Origin of the sequence: Paenibacillus sophorae (genome assembly GCF_018966525.1) — a bacterium.
GTDB classification, from domain to species: Bacteria; Bacillota; Bacilli; order Paenibacillales; family Paenibacillaceae; genus Paenibacillus_AQ; species Paenibacillus_AQ sophorae.
Window position 1 is genome coordinate 5,314,613 of the sequence record NZ_CP076607.1, and the last position, 16,409, is coordinate 5,331,021.

The following is a 16,409-nucleotide window of genomic DNA, read 5'->3' on the forward strand; positions in this document are numbered from 1 at the left end:
CAACTCTAAGCCAACAGCGAAGGTGGGGGTTAGACACGTTCGATTTACAAACATATGTTCTCGTGTTATACTAGATCCATCAAACTTGCGATGGAGGGCATTTCATGAAGGTGGTCAAAACACTCAAACATCCGATTACGTCTCACCACCGCATGCTAGATGCGACCCTCCATGTGTATCAAGAGGCGCTGTCGTTCTTGATTACAGTCATTCAAGAGCAGTTTGTAGCCTTGGAATCGTTATCCACCCAAGCGGTAGTGACGGCGGTAGAACGGCTGATTCACCGTACCAAGAACAATCCGAATCCGCTCTACGTCGAATTCGATCAACGCTTTTATAAGTTTCCTTCGTACTTCCGCAGAAGTGCCATTGCAGAAGCGTTTGGCATTATGAAAAGCCATCATTCCCGTTTTCAGCTTTGGCAAGCCGAGCGACAACACGCTCAGCAAGAAGGGAAATGCTTTTCGAAGAAACCGCCGACACTCCAAGCTCAGCATCAGGCATTCCCTTGTTTGTACAAAGGCAACATGTTCATTCGAACCTCCGATACGACAGCTAACATCAAGGTATTTCATCAAGGCGATTGGGTCTGGCTCCCCATTACCTTTAAAGGGCAAGACCGATTTAAACGTAACGTGTGGAGCATGAAAGAGTGCAATCCCACATTGGTTCGGAAAGGAAAACGCTATGCCCTTCATATCGCCTATGAAGGGGATGTGAAGTTGACTCAGACGGAACGTTCCAAGCAGCGGGTATGTGCCGTTGATTTAGGATTAACGAATTCCGCAGTTTGTTCCGTGATGGACGCTAATGGCACTGTCTTGGCGAGGAGCTTTATCAACCAAGCCAAAGAAAAAGACCGGATGCGCCAAATCACAGGCAAACTAAAACAAGCCCAGCGTCAATCCGGTATAGGCGCAAAACCGAATTTCTGGCGGCGGATGAACGGCTTACAGACGCATATCGTCCACGATACCGCGCATCAAATCATCGCCTTTGCCCAAAAGCACAGCGCAGATGTCATTGTCATGGAGTACTTAGGCAAGATGAGTCTCCCTAAAGGAACGCGGGGAGCCAAGCGGCTTCGTGCCAAACTCCAGTTTTGGGCCAAACGGCGCATCCAAACGAAAGTGACCGAAATGGCGCATTTTCTGGGGATGCGGGTTTCCATGGTCAACCCTGCGAATACAAGTGCGCTTGCTTTTGATGGCAGTGGATTTGTACAACGCAACACGAAGCGTGATGTTGCTGTATTCGTAACAGGCAAAACGTATCACGCGGACCTGGGTGCCTCGTATAACATCGGCGCACGGTACGTGTTACGCAGTATACACAAAGCCACATCTGAAAAGATGTGGTTGTCCTTGGAGGCAAAAGACCCTTCATTGGCAAAACGAACGTATTGGACGTTGGCTTCCCTCATTCGGGTGCAACAGGCGTTGAGTCTTCAATCACGAAGCTCGTAGCATGTGCAACCCTGTATCGATGCCAACAGAAGCCCCCACTTCATGCGTAAGCTAAGTGGGGGAGAGTTCACAGGTATTGGTCATGATTTGTTCTGAAAAATGATTGGATATTGAAGCATGATGATCTCTCAGTTGTTCCCATAGCGGCTGGACCAAATGCAGCCCAGCTTGATCGGTTTGTGTATATGTTATCTTCACAAGCGCCTTGTATCCTCCTGTTCCAGGTTTTCTGCAAAACAGGCTGGTGCCGATCCCTGCTTGCGCGTCCCCCGGCCGAATACGACCAAAAGGGGCAGCAACAATATGCTTGCCGCCAGCAAAGACGCCCTGATCGAGAACCGGCTGCCGATCCATCCTACCACTGGCCCTCCGGCCGTCTGGCCGAGCGCGTCGGACTGGCTGACCATCGACAGGACGGTCGCCCGGGTCCGGCTCTCCAAATTCCGGTTCAGCCAGGAGGCGTACACCGGCTCTGCGACCGAAGAAACCATGCCGATGACGAGCACGGAGAACAGTGCAAGACCAAATGACGGCGACAACGCCAAAACGGCGATGCAGGCAATGCGGACTGCTGTTAGCAGAAGCATAACCGCAGACAGCTTCCGCTCGCCGCCCATATCGATTCTTCGCTCGGTAAAATGCACGGCAAGCAGTCCCAGCAGGGTTTCCGCCGCGCCGATGAGGCCGAACCAAGCCGCCATTGACAGCGGCAGATCGGGAAAGCCGATGCCGTTAATCAAATGCACCTGCCACAGACGGTCATAGCCTTCGGAGGCGGCGCCTCCGAACAGCGTCACGAAGACCATCGTAATCAGCAGCGGGCTTCTGCGCACCACAGCCGCCCCTTCCAGCCATGTATTCCGCATTGTCCGAAAATGCGAAGCTTGCGGTTCTCGGTTCCGGGGCTGAAAATTCGTCTCCCTCATGCAGCGGAGCAAATAAAACCCCGCCGCGAAGTAGATTGCCCCGCCGGCCAAATACGGCAGATTCGGCATAAGCGTCGACAACCCTACACTGATGCCGATGCCCAGCAGAGACGCGGCCAGCGAGAGACGCTGGGATCGCATGAACAGGCTTCCGGCTTCTTCTTCGCCTACCTCGTCGACAATCCATGCCGTATCCGCTCCGCTGATGAACGTCCAGCCAAGACCGAACAGCAGCTGTGCGCCCAGCACCAGAGCAAAGGCGGAGAACAGAGACGTGCCGCCCGCGAGCCAAACCGCGCTGCCCTCCAGCATGAAGCCGCCGCCCAGAATAAACATGCCAAGAGTGACCGACAGCCTCCGGCTGTATGTATCAGCGACTACTCCCGTGATTCCCTCAAACACCAGTACCGTCAGCTCCAGCACCGTTCCAATCAGCATAAGCTGAAGGGGGTTAAATCCCAGTTTCGCCACATAGTAAACGCTGTATGTCGTAAAAATGGTACTGCCGGCCAGAGCCGTCATAAACTTCATCCATAAATACACTTGTGATGCCCGTTGACGATTCAAAATATGTTCCGCCTTTCAGGCAGGCGGACCTTTCATGCCATGCGTTCGATGGAGAATTTAATTCTCCACTGCCGCCAAGCCGCTCAGCCCGCGCTGCCGTTCTTGTTGAGATTGGTGTAAATTGGGTTTTCCTTTACGCAGAAGAATAGTTGTTTGTTCGGACTTTTGGCTTCTTGACATGTTGAAGCACCTCCATTAATAAATTGCCTTAATTATAGCTTATACACCTTGAATACAATACCTAAATTTTTACATCCGATTTGCCTGTAAAGCGGATTCCTAGGGGATGGCTGCCGGGCGGGTGAGTATGCTGAATTTTGGGAGGCAGAAAAACCGCCGGCGCTTTCGCAGGCGGTTCAAACTCTTTTCTACTCGGACAAAATACGCTTCTGCCCTTCCAGGGCGCGGATCGGAGCGATGTTTTGTGTGAATTCCAATGTTCCCAGATAGCGCCCTTCTTTGTCGCGGACGGCAAAGTAGCGGATATAAATAAATTTGTCCTTGATTTGAATCCAGAAATCCTCGGCGTCCTTGCGGCCGGACTTGAAATCCTCCAGCAGCTTCTCCACGACATGCACGCTTTGCGGCGGATGGCAGTTCTGCACGGTGCGGCCGATCACGGCCTTGGTGCGGGCAAAGATGCGTTCTTTGCCGTGGGAGAAATAACGGACCACATCGTTCTCATCGATAAACGTCAGATCGACTGGCAGATGATTCATAATCAGTTCAAGCTGCTGCACAGACAGTATTCCGGTCTCAAAGCGGATGAAGCCCTGCGGGGTTCCGGCGCTTTCCGCTTCCTTCGCCTCTGCGTCCACGGGCTCGGGATTGCGCTCCGGCACCCATTCTTTCTCCGGCGCAGCCAGACAGAAGCCGATCGTGTCGCTCTCCCGGGCAATTTTTACCCACTCGTCCTCGGTCAGCTTGTCCAGCGCCATCGGCAGCAAAATATTCTCTTCTTTAAAGACCATCTCATTCACTTCTTTAATGATAAGCTCAAGGACCGACACTGCTTCCTCAAGGTTTCCGGTATAGCCGGACAGCAGGGCTTTGGCCTCCTTTATCATGCCTCGGATGCCGTCGTCCACGCCCCACATCACCTGGGTCGGGCCGTAAATCCCGTACTTCTCCAGGTAAGGGAACAGCAGGTTCTCCTTGCGGCTGAAGTGTTTATCGATGTCCAGCAGCAGGCTCAGGTCCTCCAGCAGCTTGAAGATGATCTCTTTATCATCGCTCCTTTGGAATTTATCCTTATGCAGCTCCAGGCGGAAATTGACCAGCTTCTCAATCTCACGATTCTCCAGCTTGAACGTATGCACCGGATGGCCGGGCTGATCCTCGGGCTTGGATGACCGGTGAATCTCCTCGATGGAGCCTTTGAAGATAGCCGTATGCACAGAGCATAGACGCTGCACTTCGGTTACCGGAATCCCTTCCTCCATCATCAGCGAATGTTCCATCGCCGAGATTTCCGCCACGGTCACACCGCCAACCGCTTCCTCAAAACGCGCCTTCACCTCTTCTACGCTCTTGCCGGCATGCAGCTCCTTGATAATTTCTTTCAGCATTTTCTGGCGCCGGGTCTGCTCCGGAACATCGACTTCCTGGTTATTGATTAATTCACTCATGTTATCCGCTCCTCTACTCTTGAATGTTGAATCCGTGACGCTGAAACGCCAGCTTGACGGAGTCTATATCCATTTTCTTAAGCTTGATGCCTTTCGCTAATGTCATAAAACGTCCGGCCGTCTGCAGCATGCCGGGCTTGGCTATATCTTGGAAACCCAGCTCAATCATGATGTCCTTTACTACGGGATCACGGGTGACCAGATCGAATATCGGTTCATTTATGCTCAATGTTTTTTGCATACAGCTCTGCCCCTTGCCAGTGGCCTGCCTTTTTACGGATAAGACCCTTTTTATTGATAATCCTTCTCAACACAAGACTAGCATGGGCGAAATATCGGAATAGTGATTACAATCACAAAGTAAGAAAAACTCTTATCGAACTCCTGTACACGGGCCTCAAGAACCATTAAAAAACGCCGCCGTTACGGCAGCGCGTCTTTCAGTTTCTCTCCCGCCTCCCGCAGAGAATCGAACGTTCCCGCGTCGCTCCACCACTCTTTCAGCACATCGTAGCTCAGCCTGCGGTCTGCGGCATACAGGTTATTGACGTCGGTAATCTCAAGCTCTCCCCGCCGGGAAGGGGAAATCTTCCGGATAATATCAAATACAGCCTTGTCGTACATATAGATGCCGGTTACGCAGTAGCCGGTCTTCGGCTGTTTCGGTTTTTCTTCGATATGGGCAATCCAGGCCGAATCCTCACCGTCGAATACGGGAACGCCGTACCGCCGCGCGTCCTCTACCGGTTTCAGCAGCACTTTCGCAGTGCCCTCCGGCTGCCGGAGGTAGCTGTTCACATAAGGAGTTAGATCCTCTGTAAATAAATTGTCTCCAAGCAGTACGACGAACCGTTCCCCTGAGGGAATAAAATCTTTCGCAAGCTCCAGCGCCTCGGCAATTCCGCCGGCGGCTTCCTGAATTTTATAGGTCAGGGACACGCCGAACTCGGCGCCGCTTCCCAGGAAATCCGTGTACATTCCGGCGGACTGTCTGCTGATTACAAGAAGAATGTCGGTGATGCCTGCCTTTCGCAGCCGATCGACCCCGTAACAGATCATCGGATATTTGCCGACCGGAAGCAGATGCTTGTTCATCATCCGGGTGAGCGGATAAAGTCTTGTTCCCGTTCCGCCTGCCAGTATGACTCCTTTCAAAGCCCATTCCTCCTCACATGTAACCTAAATAAATTGCTGGGGGTCGATCCCCCATTTTTCGATATACAATCTGCGATTGCGCTCGATCAGTTCACCCCAACCGGAACGGTAGACCTCCTTGAAGCTCGCACTTCCCTCGTGATGCACCAGACAATCGCCGGCAATCAGCAGCCGGTAACCGTGAAGCCTGGCGCGCATACAATAGTCATCGTCCTCATAATGACCCGGAGAATACCTTTCGTCGAGCAGACCAACCTTCCCGAGCACTTCCCTTTTGAATAAAAAACACAAACCAACCAGCCGCTTCGTTTCGCTCCATTTAGAGGGATCGGGAATATTCGCAGTTTCCGCCGCCGCGTGGAAACCGGCAATGTCCGCATACCGGGTATCGACCTGCTGCCGGCCGCTGGCATAATTCGTCACTGGACCGACAATACCGGTATTTGGAGAACTGTACAGAGCAGTCTTCAGATTGGCGAGCCAGTTCTTCGATACAATGACATCATTATTGAGCAGCAGCAATTCGTCCCCTGAAGCCAACTGCAGGCCGCGATTACAGGCTGACGGAAAGCCGGCGTTGGCGGGCAGGGAAATGAATGTAATCCTTTCACTGCGGCAGTATTTAGCCGTTCCATCGCTTGAGGCGTTATCCACGACAATCAGTTCGTAAGGTTCTGCCGTATATCGGCGGATTGCATCAACGCAGGTCCGCAAGTGGCTCAGTCCGTTGAAGGTAGGAATAATAATGCTGGTCTGTGTCATATTCCGTTCCTCCAAGCCGCAAGAATGCGTCGGCTGTCCGGTCCGTTCTCTTTCCAGAGCAGATCTGCCGCGCCACGGGCGAGCACTTCCGCCAGCGCCTCGGCATGATCGCCGATAATCATTTGTTCCACGTTGTTTCCCGCCCCCGTATTCCCTTTTCGTATTCTGTTCCGTTTGATTACGTTGACTGTGCCCGCATTCTCTACGCGCAGCTTCTCAAGAACGGCGGCTGCCTGCGCCTTGGGCGGCACCGACAGCGCCTGGGGTCCGATAAGCTCCAGCATTCTGCGGGACAGAGCATGAGGCACGGCGGTCATGGACCCGGCTCCCAAGTCTTCCCTGCCAAGCGCCATGTTCAGAAACATTTTGCAATGCGTCACGCTGTCGCATTTTCCGAATATGGGAAGCAGCGGATTCAGATCATTGAGCGCCACATCCGTTCCCCGGTCCACAGCGGCAACGAATGGAAAGAGCGACGGAGCGGGAATGGGCAGATCGCCATCGAGAAACAGCATAATATCGCCCTGGCTGAGCTTCGAGCCGATCGCCCGCCCCACATCATGTCCGACCGCATCAGGACAATGGACGACAATTGCCCTGCCGCACTGCCGCGCCCGCCGGAAGCTGTTATCGACGCAGCCATTGAGCACAACGATAATCTCCTCCGGCATGAGCCGTTCCGCTTCTCGCAGTACAGACCTCAGGGTCTTCTCCTCATTGCAGGCGGTAATGATGACCGACAGCTTTCCATGCAGCGCCGGCGGAGTCCATAAGGCTCTGCGGGCGGTTCTTACGTAGGGACGGCCTGCGGCTCTTCCAGGGCGGCTTCCGGCCGATCTTCCAGCGGCTCTTCCGACGGTTGCTGCACCCGTACCCGGGGAGGTCCTTAAGGAGGTCCGCTGCGATTTCGACGATCCGGCGCTCTTCATGCCATTTCTTTCCCGAAGCTTTCGCGGGCTCGCCGGTCCCGGGAGGGCGTTTCTCCGGCGGGAAGAGGGGGATGTGGACCTGCCCGCAGGTTTCGGATGAATTCCAATTCTCATGAGTCTGTCACCTCACCATCTCCCGCCGCCGGGCTCCGTCGCCGAATCCCGCTCTCCCGCCGCACTGCTCAAGCACCAGGGAAACCGCCCGGAGATGATCCGCGACGATTATCTGCTGCAAAGGGTCCGTTCCATCCGTTTTGGGGCGGATGACATTCATTCGGCCGACGGGCACTTTATTCGCCGCTACTACCCTAAGCCCTTCCATAACAGCCTTGGCCTGCGCCACCGGAGGCGATGACAGCAGCCCGCTGCCGAGCGTGTCCAGCGCCCTGCGGCTCAGCGCGTGCGGAACCGCCGTCATCGAACTGCCTTTCAGGTCCGGACGGCGCAGCAATATATTGAGCGCATGCTTGGAGAGTACAACCGGATGGGGATGGTGACGGCGCACCGGTCCGGAATAATTGTTCAATGCGATGTCTGCGCCTCCTCTTACAGCCGCCGCAAAAGGGCGGAGCTCTTTCGCAGGAATAACGAGATCGCCGTCCGTAAACAAAAGAATCTCACCCTTCGCCGACTCCGCCCCGACGCTGCGGCCAACATCATGTCCCAGCGGTTCCGCGCAGGAAATCACGCGCGCTCCGCAGGATGCGGCAATCTCTGCAGTGCCATCTGAAGAGCCGTTGGCCACAACAATGACTTCACAGCGCGGATCGACCTTTCTTGCTTCCGTGACGGCCGCTGCAATCGTACCGGCTTCATTCATTGCCGGAATAATGACGGACACAAGCGGCTCGGGATGATTGCCGGCGTATACGGCTTTATGAGACCGGGCCGCGCGGCGTAGAGGGGAACGCCGGGCTCGGCGGGAGCGCTTTGCTGCTCGCTTCATGCTCATTCATCCTCCTTGCAGAGCATTCCCCGGGGCGGGGTTCATCACAGTGTATGTAACGGATTGCCGCCGGCAACGGCCAACGTCCACGTTTGTTCAAAATTTCGGCATCCTGCTCTGCCTTTCAAGAATGGAAAAGACAATCGCTAAAGCATACTTATGTATGTAGAAAAAGCACAGCCGGGGGCTGCGCTTTTTCGTTATTTTTCAATTATGGGACCAGACTACACAAAATCCTGCTCTTTCAAACCCTCAGGGCCGTATTTTAATCGAATAAACGGTCCTCAGGAGCAGGCTTCGCCGCAGGAGCTCCGATAGCGATCCAGGAGAGAACGCCGTAGAAATGCTGAGTGTCGTGCAGACGAATAACTTGAATAATGGCATCCGCGCTTCCTCTGCTTTTTAACGATGCACAGAAGAAGGGCTGGTTAGTCATGGCAACTATAACATAGCCCGTGTGACCGAACGGCTCATCGAACGTCACTGTCACATCCACGCTGTCTGATCCTGCGGCGAACATGAAAGCTGACATTCCGAACTGCTGCAGCGTTGACCGGTTTCCTGCGCTGCACACCGGATTGAAGGTCAAATGTTCAGGACTCACCGCTTCACGCATCAGATGCTCACTGCCTACGGAAGATGGAGCAATATGGCAGCTCTGCACGCTGTCCTCCTCCAGATGGCTGGACTGGATAGAAAACGGGGCGATCTTCGAGCCGTCCACCGCTTCATCCTGAAGCTCCGCTCCGCCTACCGCGCCTTCCGCAATCCGGTCGCCACCGATGCTTTTCGGCGCAAGCTTGCTGCCGGTGATTGATCCGTCGGGCAACAGCTCCGGGGAGCGCACTTCCTCGGACAGATGCTGAAGCGTAATCCCGCCAGCCGCGATATGGCGGCCTTCCACCGAGCCTTCCGCCAGATGCTCGGATTGAACAGCCGATGCCGACAAGTGCTCACCGATTACGGAGGAAGGGGCAAGATGGTAGCTCTGCACGCTCTCTTCTTCCAGATGGCGGGACTGAATAGAGAAGGAGGCGATCTTCGAACCGTCCACCGCTTCGTCCTGAAGTTCCGCTCCGCCTACCGCTCCATCCGCCAGCCGGTTGCTGCCGATGCTCTTCAGCGCAAGCTTGCTTCCGTCAATCGAGCTGTCGGGCAGCAGCTCCGGGGATCGCACCTCGGGCGACAGATGCTGAAGTGTAATTCCACCCGGTGCGATATGACGGCCTTCCACCGAATCTTCCGCCAGATGCTCGGATTGAACGGAAGATGCTGACAAGTGTTCACTGACAATGGAGGAAGGGGCAAGATGGTAACTCTGCACGCTCTCTTCTTCCAGATGGCGGGATTGGATGGAAAAGGAGGCAATCTTCGAGCCGTCTACCGCTTCATCCTGAAGCTCCGCTGCGCCCACCGCGCCTTCCGCCAACCGGTCGCTGCCGATGCTCTTGGGCGCAAGCTTATTTCCGGTAATCGAGCTGTCGGGCAGCAGCTCCGGAGAACGAACATCGGGTGACAGATGCTGGAGCGTAATTCCGCCCGCCGCGATATGGCGGCCTTCTACCGAGCCTTCCGCCAGATGCTCTCCAGTGACGGATTCGATGGCCAAATGCTCCGAACCTACGACTCCCTCACTCAGTTTGCCTGCGGTGACACTGCCATCCTGAATCTGAACGGACGAGACTGAGTCCGGCTGAAGGTGGCCGAGTCCGACGGATTCGGAGCGGATATGCTCGCCGCCGATTAGGCCGGGGGTTAAATGCTCCGACTGAATCGCGCCCGGGGCGATGGCTTCCTTCCCCACCGAATATTCCGCCAGATGCTCCGATTGAACGGACGATGCCGACAAGTGCTCACTGACAATGGAGGAAGGGGCAAGATGGTAACTTTTCACGCTCTCTTCTTCCAGATGGCGGGACTGAATGGAGAATGAGGCGATCTTCGAGCTGTCCACCGCTCCATCCTGGAGCTCCGCTCCACCTACCGAGCCTTCGGCCAGCCGGTCGCTGCCGATGCTCTTGGGCGCAAGCTTGCTTCCGTCAATCGAGCTGTCGGGGAGCAGTTCCGAAGAGCGAACCTCAGCCGACAGATGCTGGAGCGTAATTTCGCCTGCCGCGATATGGCGACCCTCTATCGAGCTTTCCGCCAGATGTTCTCCAGTGACGGCTTGCGGGATCAAATGCTCCGAACGGACGGCTCCTTCACCCAGTTTATCAGCGGTAACGCTGCCGTCCTGAAGCTGAACGGACGAGACCGAGGCCGGCAGGAGATGGCCGAGGCCGACGGATGAGGAGCGGATATGCTCGCCGCCGATAATGCCGGGGGTCAAATGCTCCGGCTGAACCGTGCCCGCCGCGATATGGCGGCCTCCCACCGAGCCGTCCGCCAAATGCTCCGATTGAACGGAAGAGGCCGCGAAGTGCTCACTGTCAATGGAGGAAGGAGCAAGATGGTAACTTTTCACGCTCTCTTCTTCCAGATGGCGGGACTGAATGGAGAATGAGGCGATCTTCGAGCCGTCCACCGCTTCGTTCTGAAGCTCCGCTCGGCCCACCGCGCCTTCCGCCAGCCGGTCGCTGCCGATGCTCTTGGGCGCAAGCTTGCTTCCGTCAATCGAGCTGTCGGGCAGCAGCTCCGAAGAGCGAACCTCAGCCGAGAGATGCAGCAGTTTTACACCGCCGGGAATGATATGGCGGCCTTCTACCGAGCCGTCCGCCAGATGTTCTCCAGTGACGGATTCGATGGCCAAATGCTCCGAACTGATGGCCCCCTCACTCAGTTTGCCGGCGGTGACACTGCCGTCCTGAAGCTGAACGGATGAAACCGAGTCCGGCTGAAGATGGCCGAGTCCGACGGTTGAGGAGCGGATATGCTCGCCGCCGATTACACCAGGGGTCAAATGCTCCGGCTGAACCGCGCCCGCTGCAATATGGCGGCCTTCCACCGAACTGTCCGCCAGATGTTCTCCAGTGACGGATTCGATGGCCAAATGCTCCGAACCGACGGCTCCTTCACCCAGTTTGCCGGCGGTAACGCTGCCGCCCTGAAGCTGGACGGATGAGACCGAGTCCGGCAGAAGATGGCTGACACCGACGGTTGAGGAGCGGATATGCTCGCCGCCGATAATGCCGGGGGTCAAATGCTCCGGCAGAACCGCGCCCGGCGCGATATGCCGGCCTTCCACCGAGCCGTCCGCCAGGTGTTCTGATTGAACGGACGATGCCGACAATTGTTCGCTGCCGATAGAGGATGAAGCAAGATGATAGCTCTGTACGCTCTCTTCTTCCAGATGGCGGGACTGAATGGAGAAGGAGGCGATCTTCGGGCCGTCCACCGCTTCATCCTGAAGCTCCGCTCCGCCTACCGCGCCTTCTGCCAGCCGGTCGCTGCCAATGCTCTTCGGCGCAAGCTTATTTCCGGTAAGCGAGCCGTCGGGCAGCAGTTCCGGGGAGCGTACCTCGGGCGACAGATGCTGGAGCGTAATTTCGCCCGCTGCGATATGGCGGCCTTCCACCGAACCGTCCGCCAGGTGTTCCGATTGAACGGACGATGCCGCCAATTGTTCGCTGCCGATGGAGGATGAAGCAAGATGATAGCTCTGTACGCTCTCTTCTTCCAGATGGCGGGACTGAATGGAGAAGGAGGCGATCTTCGAGCTGTCCACCGCTTCATCCTGAAGCTCCGCTCCGCCCACCGCGCCTTCCGCCAGCCGGTCGCTGCCGATGCTCTTCGGCGCAAGCTTATTTCCGGTAAGCGAGCCGTCAGGCAGCAGCTCCGGGGAGCGAACCTCGGGCGACAGATGCTGGAGTGTAATTTCGCCAGCCGCAATATGCCGGCCTTCCACCGAGCCGTCCGCCAGATGTTCTCCGGTGACGGCTTCCGCGATCAAATGCTCCGAACCGACAGCTCCTTCACCAAGTTTACTGGCGGTGACGCTGCCGTCCTGAAGCTGAACGGATGAGACCGAATCCGGTTGAAGATGGCTGACACCGACGGATGAGGGGCGGATATGCTCGCCGCCGATAACGCTGGAGGTCAAATGCTCCGATTGAATCGCACCGGGCCCAATGGCCTTCTTCCCTACCGAGCCTTCCGCCAGATGCTCCGATTGAACAGCCGATGCCGTCAAGTGCTCGCCGCCGACGGAGGATGGAGCAAGATGATAGTTCTTCACGCTCGCCTCTTCCAGATGCCGGGACTGGATAGAGAAGGGGGCGATCTTCGAGCTGTCTACCGCTTCATCCTGAAGCTCCGCTCCGCCTACGGCGCCATCCGCCAGCCGGCTGCTGCCGATGCTCTTGGGCGCGAGCTTATTACCTGGGAGCGAGCCGTCAGGCAGCAGTTCCGGGGAGCGGACCTCGGCCGACAGATGCTGGAGCGTAATTTCTCCTGCCGCAATATGGCGGCCCTCTACTGAGCCTTTCACCAGATGTTCTCCAGTGACAGCTTCCGCGATCAAATGCTCGGAGCCGACTGCTCCTTCACCAAGCTTACTGGCGGTGACGCTGCCGTCCTGAAGCTGAACGGACGAGACCGAGTCCGGTTGAAGATGGCTGACACCGACGGATGAGGAGCGGATATGCTCGCTGCCTATAATGCCGGGGGTCAAATGCTCCAATTGAACCGCGCCGGGCCCGATGGCTTTCTTCCCTACCGAGCCTTCCGCCAGATGTTCCGATTGAACAGCAGATGCCGCCAGTTTGGCGGATTGGACGCTGCCGTTCGCAAGCTTGGCGGCAGTTACCGCGGAATCGCCGAGCTTATCGCTCGTTATGCTCTCGGGCGACAGCTTAAGCGAGGTTACCGCATGATCCGCCAGATGATGGGGCTGAACCGCTTCTGCGCCAAGATGGTAACTCTGTACGCTCGCCTCTTCCAAATGGCGGGACTGGATGGAGAAGGGGGCGATTTTCGAACCGGTCACTGATTTATCCTGAAGCTCCGCTCCGCTTACCGCACCTTCAGCCAGCCGGTCGCTGCCGATGCTCTTCGGCGCAAGCTTGCTTCCGGGGATCGAGCCATCGGGCAGCAGGTCCGGGGATCGCACCTCAGCCGACAGATGCAGCAGTTTTACGCCGCCTGGGATGATATGGCGGCCTTCCACCGAGCCTTCTGCCAGATGTTCTCCAGCGACAGATTCCACGGCCAAATGCTCGGAGTGAACGGCTCCCTCGCCGAGTTTGTCAGCGGTGACGCTGCCGTCCTGAAGCTTTACGGACGAGACCGAACCCGGCAGGAGATGGGCGAGTCCGATGGATGAGGAGCGGATATGTTCGCCGCCGATAATGGCTGGGGACAAATGCTCCGACTGAACCGCGCCCGCCTCAATGGCTTCCTTCCTTACCGAGCCTTCCGCCAGATGCTCCGATTGAACGGACGATGCCGCCAAGTGCTCCCCGGCGACGGAGGATGGAGCAAGATGGGAGCTCTGCACGCTCGCCTCTTCCAGATGGCGGGATTGAATGGAATAGGGGGCGATCTTTGAACCGCTCACCGCTTCATCCTGAAGCTCCGCTCTGCCCACCGCACCTTCGGCCAACTGATCATTGCCGATGCTCTTCGGCGCAAGCTTGCTTCCGGCAATTGATCTGTCGAGCAGCAGATCCGGGGATCGCACCTCATCTGACAGATGCTGAAGTGTAATCCCGCCGTCTGCGATATGCCGGCCTCTCACCGAGCCGTCCGTCAGATGCACCGCACCGACGGATTCTGGGGCCAAGTGTACGGAACCGACCGCATTTTCACCCAGTTTATTGGCAGTGACGCTGCCGTCCTGAAGCTGGACGGATGAGACCGAGTCCGGCAGAAGATGGCTGACGCCCACAGACAGGGAGCTGATATGCTCGCTGCCGATGATGTCTTGGGACAAATGCTCCGAATGTATCGCACCCTCCTCAATATGACGGCCTTCCACCGAGCCGTCCGCCAGATGCTCCGATTGAACGGACGATGCGGCCAGCTTAGCGGATTGAACACTGCCGTCCGCAAGTTTGGCGGCAGTTACCGCGCAATCGCCGAGCTTATCGCTCGTTACGCTCTCGGGCGACAGCTTGAGCGAGGTCACCGCATGATCCGCGAGGTGATGGGGTTGAACTGCTTCTGCTGCAAGATGGATATCCTTTACTGCTCCTTCCGCCAGTTTATCCCCCGACACCGATCCTGGCTGAAGGGCAATAGGGGCTACGCTGTTCTTTCGCAAATGCCGGGTATCCACCGCTCCGGCTGCCAGATGCTCGGCATCCACCGCAGCGTCCTGCAGAACGCGGGCGCTGACGCTTGAATCGGCGAAATGCTTCTCTCCCACCGCGCAGAACGCGATATGCTCGCCGCTTACTGCACCCGGAGCAAGCGCGGATCCGCCGACCGCACCCGTGGCCAGCTTGCTTGCAACGACGCTGCCGTCAGCGAGCTTGGCGGCGGTAACGCTCTGCGGACGAAGATGCCCTTCGCCCACCGCTTCCCCGGAGAGTTCCCCGCCCCCAACGGCTCCGGCCGCCAGGTGCCGGGAATGCACCGCGCTGTCCTGAATCTGGCCCGGTCCCACAGCATCAGCTGCAAGCTGTTCTTCCCTTACAGCTTCGCGCTGAAGGTGGGCGTTGCCCACGGACTGAGGCGCAAGCTGCGGACCGCGCACGGCGGATTTGGCGATATGCCGGGTGCTCACGACCTCGTCGGCCAGCTTGTGCCCGAGCACGCTCTGATCGGCAATCTTGGACGAAGTGACCGCCTGTTCCACCAGCTGCGCCGTGCCTACAGCGCCTTCCGCCAGCTTGGCGTAGGTTACGCCCCGGTCCGCCAGATGGCGGCCGATAATCGCTCCGCTGGCGATATGCCCGCTGGTGACGCTGTCCGGAGCAAGATGCGAACTCTGCACGGAGTCATTGCCAAGTTCCCTGGAGCCGACTGCACCTTCAGTCAGATGCCCGCTGCCAACGGTGCCAAGCTGGATCTGCTCCCCGCCGATGACCCGGCCTACGAGCTGTTCTCTGCCGATGGCTCCCGGCGCAAGATGCTTCGCTCCAATAATGCCATTTGCCAGATGGCGGCCCTCGATGGCGCCTTCCTCAAGCTTCGCTCCGGAAATGGAGTCGTCTTCGATGATGTCGCCGCCGACCGATCCGTCAGCCAGCTTGGAACGGTCGATAAGGCCGTTCTCCAGATGGCGGCCGGCAATCGAGCCGCTCTGGATTTTATCTCCGGTGACCGCTCCTTCCTCCAGCAGCTCGGTAGTGACGACGCATTCGCTCAAATGGCGGCTTTCAATCGACCGCTCGGCGATTTTGCTGGCGTCGATCAGACGGTCGGCCAGCTTCTCCGGACCGATGCTGCCCGCCTTCAGCTTCTCGCCGCCGATGGAGTGGTCAAGCAGCTTGCCGCCGGAGACGCTGCCTTCGGCCAAATGCTCGCCCGACACGGATTCAGGCGCGATTTTGCTTGAAGTTATCGCCTTGTCCGCGATATGGATGGTTTGAACTGCATAATCCTGGAGCCAGGGAGCGCCGATAATGCCAGGCTTCAGCTTCGATCCGTCAATGCTGCGTGGAGCAATTTTCGGTCCGGTCACCGCTCCGTTCGACAGGTCATCGGTATATATCTTCCGCTTCTCTTTCTCGAGTTTCCCGGCGAAAGAGAACGTCTCCGGCTTTACGTCTTCTTCGGCAGCGGCATCCGCCGCTTCCCCTGAAGGGAACGCAACCGGGTTGGCAGCCGCCGCGGAGTGCAGCGCCAGCGCCTCTTTTTCCATGTTGTCTATAGGTTTGACAGCCGGGGCTATGTTGTCTTCCGGTTTGACGACCGGGGTTATGCTTTCTTCCGGTTTGACGACCGGGGCTATGCTTTCTTCCGGTTTGAAGGTCAGGTCTATATCCTCCCCTTCACTTTCCATATCACCCTTCCAAGACTGCTGCCACCCGTCTTCCAGTATACTCAGTTCCTTGATGTTGGGATTATCCACAAAATACAGCCGTTTTTTCGCCTTGCTCGGCAGCTTCTTTCTGGATCTGCTCACAAGCAGTCCCTCCCTCCCTGTG

The 16,409-nt window shown here is 57.0% G+C and carries 10 protein-coding genes; 1 reads left to right on the forward strand and 9 read right to left on the reverse strand.

The genetic code is table 11. The features are described 5' to 3' along the window. Positions 1 to 104 precede the first annotated feature (104 nt). Complete coding sequence (locus KP014_RS25745) at positions 105 to 1,466, forward strand: RNA-guided endonuclease TnpB family protein (protein WP_090834279.1); 1,362 nt, start codon at positions 105 to 107, stop codon at positions 1,464 to 1,466. A 194-nt stretch (positions 1,467 to 1,660) separates the two neighbouring features. Here the strand turns inward: KP014_RS25745 and KP014_RS25750 are convergent, their stop codons facing one another. From KP014_RS25750 to KP014_RS25785, 9 genes are all read right to left on the reverse strand, one after another. Continuing rightward, the gene (locus KP014_RS25750; RefSeq protein ID WP_343223023.1) at positions 1,661 to 2,959 is read right to left on the reverse strand and encodes an MFS transporter; all 1,299 of its coding nucleotides are present in this window, start codon (positions 2,957 to 2,959) and stop codon (positions 1,661 to 1,663) included. A 57-nt stretch (positions 2,960 to 3,016) separates the two neighbouring features. Beyond that, a complete protein-coding gene (locus KP014_RS29185; protein ID WP_281426433.1) occupies positions 3,017 to 3,139 on the reverse strand; it encodes a hypothetical protein in 123 nt (40 codons plus the stop codon). A 188-nt stretch (positions 3,140 to 3,327) separates the two neighbouring features. Next, on the reverse strand, positions 3,328 to 4,587 hold the full coding sequence (locus KP014_RS25755) for a DUF438 domain-containing protein (RefSeq protein WP_036593077.1): 1,260 nt from the start codon (positions 4,585 to 4,587) through the stop codon (positions 3,328 to 3,330). Positions 4,588 to 4,600: 13 nt separating this feature from the next. Further along, entirely contained in the window at positions 4,601 to 4,828 is a 228-nt protein-coding gene (locus tag KP014_RS25760; RefSeq protein WP_036593076.1) for a DUF1858 domain-containing protein, read from the reverse strand. Positions 4,829 to 5,010: 182 nt separating this feature from the next. Beyond that, the gene (locus tag KP014_RS25765) at positions 5,011 to 5,742 is read right to left on the reverse strand and encodes a sugar phosphate nucleotidyltransferase (protein ID WP_036593075.1); all 732 of its coding nucleotides are present in this window, start codon (positions 5,740 to 5,742) and stop codon (positions 5,011 to 5,013) included. A gap of 24 nt (positions 5,743 to 5,766) precedes the next feature. Then, positions 5,767 to 6,504 (reverse strand): glycosyltransferase family 2 protein, encoded by a 738-nt coding sequence (locus tag KP014_RS25770; protein WP_036593074.1) that lies wholly within the window; start codon positions 6,502 to 6,504, stop codon positions 5,767 to 5,769. Beyond that, positions 6,501 to 7,547, reverse strand: a complete 1,047-nt coding sequence (locus tag KP014_RS25775; protein ID WP_246590586.1) for a glycosyltransferase family 2 protein — start codon at positions 7,545 to 7,547, stop codon at positions 6,501 to 6,503. Before KP014_RS25775 ends, KP014_RS25770 begins: the two co-directional genes overlap by 4 nt. A gap of 7 nt (positions 7,548 to 7,554) precedes the next feature. Beyond that, entirely contained in the window at positions 7,555 to 8,379 is an 825-nt protein-coding gene (locus tag KP014_RS25780; RefSeq protein ID WP_175491872.1) for a glycosyltransferase family 2 protein, read from the reverse strand. 265 nt (positions 8,380 to 8,644) lie between these two features. Beyond that, on the reverse strand, positions 8,645 to 16,387 hold the full coding sequence (locus tag KP014_RS25785) for a WIAG-tail domain (protein ID WP_090834277.1): 7,743 nt from the start codon (positions 16,385 to 16,387) through the stop codon (positions 8,645 to 8,647). Between the last annotated feature and the right edge of the window lie 22 nt (positions 16,388 to 16,409).